We start from the raw sequence: 1940 nt of genomic DNA on the forward strand, positions 1-1940 counted from the left end.
GTGGCGTTCCGTGAGGTGCAGACCGGCTGGGTCGAACGTGTGGCCGCGGCCCTCGGGCCCGACTACTCCTCGACCGCTGGGTTCTGGGACGAGTCGGATGCCCACGACGTGGCCGACGCCGTCGCACAGGAGCGCAGAAAACGCGCCGTCACCGATCCGCGCTTCGCCGAACTCGACGGAGTGCGGGCCGGGATGAGGCCGCCACGGCCTGGCCACAACACGGGGACACCTTCCCGCATGCTCCAGTTGGGGTCGGCAGGACACGGGGTCGGCGGCCTGCTGTGGAATCAGGGTGTCGTCGAACGGGAGAGAGCCCTCAGTGCCCATTACGGAGTGACCATCGGGCCTTCGAGTCAGCGCCCGAACATGCACTTCAGCCACTCCACGCTCACCAGGATCGAAAGTGTCCTGGCCAGTCTGCCGCGGGAACACTTCAACGGCCTGGTCGCCATCACACCCGGACCGTCGAGCGATGGAAGCGCTGCCAGCGAGTACGACTCGGAGACTCAGACCGTCGTCGTCGTCGCCCCGTACGGGCTGCCGTCCTGGATCATGGCCCAGTTCAACCGGGGCAGTGACTGGCAGCGACGGGCGATGGACCGAGTCTCCATGAGCGAATACGAGGGAATCAGCCGGCGTGGCGACCGGGCCATCGGCGTGTCCGGACAGCGGCGCCAGATCATGGGTGGCGTGTCCGACGTGCTGGCGCACGGCAACTTCATGAAGTGGCTGGTCCGGCACGAAGTCGGTCACCACGTCGACCACATCAGCAGTTGGATGCAGGATCTCATCGAGCAGCCGCATTTCGGCGGTTGGCGGGTATATGACAACCTGAGTAGCGTCATGCTGGTCAAGCTTGTCCTGGACAAATTCGGGCTCGGTGACGGCAGCGAACCCCTCAGCAGTAACGGACTGAGCCTGCTGGCGGAGGCAGCATCGCCCCTTCACCCGCGTTACGAGCCGGACAGGGCCAAGATGTTCAGGGAGCTGCGCGCGGTCTTCTCCCATCAGCCCGCCGACTTCAGGAACCGGCTCGAGAACGTCATCCGCTTCGGGCAGATGGCATTCGCGCACCCGTGGATGCTTCCCGACGGCGGCGGGGACCTGCTCGACATCCATGGACGCATGTACCACGTGACCAACGACAACCAGTGGGTCAGCTACCTGCGGTCGGAGCGCGACAACCACGCGGTGTCCAACTACCAGTTCTCCAAGCCGATGGAGTGGTTCGCCGAGGCGTACGCCGCCTTCTACGACCCGGATCCGGCACCCCGCCTGCGGCTCAACCCCAGGACGGTGCACTGGTTCACGACCGAACTGCCCGTACTCCTCAGCCAGTCCGCTTCCGGCCCTTCCAGCCCTCCCGGCCCTTCCGGCGGACACGGGCAGACGCGCGCCTACCCGTACCGCCCGGACGCGGACTGGGAGACCAAGTCCCGCCGTGTGCTCCAGGACGCGTTGGTGAACGCGGTGGCCCGCGGGGAGATCGGCACGGCCTATACGAACGGCCTGGTGAAGGCGCTCGAAGCGTCCGGCGTCGGTCTGGCTTCAGTCGGCGGAACCGGTGGCCGGGATCGTGACACCGGCACCGGCCGACCGGCGTTCTGGTCGACTCCGGTCAGAAGCCTGCTCCCCTCGCCCGACGACGGGGCGAGCAGCACCGGCATCCGCCCCTCCGCGGGAGCACTGGCCCGTGCCGCCGCCATGAAAAGCACGCACCCCGTCCCCTACGTCGCCCTGCCCGCGGACACGGGCGACGACATGACGGTCGGCGATGTCACGGGGGAGGACTCTGTCGAGGGTCCGGACGAGGCGACGGCCAGGGCGGTCGAGATTCTGGCCGAGCACCGGGTGCATCTGCGGCTGGTCATTGGCACGGACGATGACACCGTGGCGTTCCGTGAGGTGCAGACCGGCTGGGTCGAACGTGTGGCCGCGGC

Annotated in this window: 1 protein-coding gene; it reads left to right on the top strand. The window is 67.5% G+C overall.

All coding sequences use genetic code 11. The annotated features are described in order from the left end of the window. Nucleotides 1-1940: hypothetical protein (locus tag IEZ15_RS43810; RefSeq protein WP_189282498.1), on the top strand; the 1940-nt coding region annotated here is incomplete at both ends.

The organism is Streptomyces atratus (assembly GCF_014648655.1).
Taxonomy (GTDB): domain Bacteria; phylum Actinomycetota; class Actinomycetes; order Streptomycetales; family Streptomycetaceae; genus Streptomyces; species Streptomyces atratus.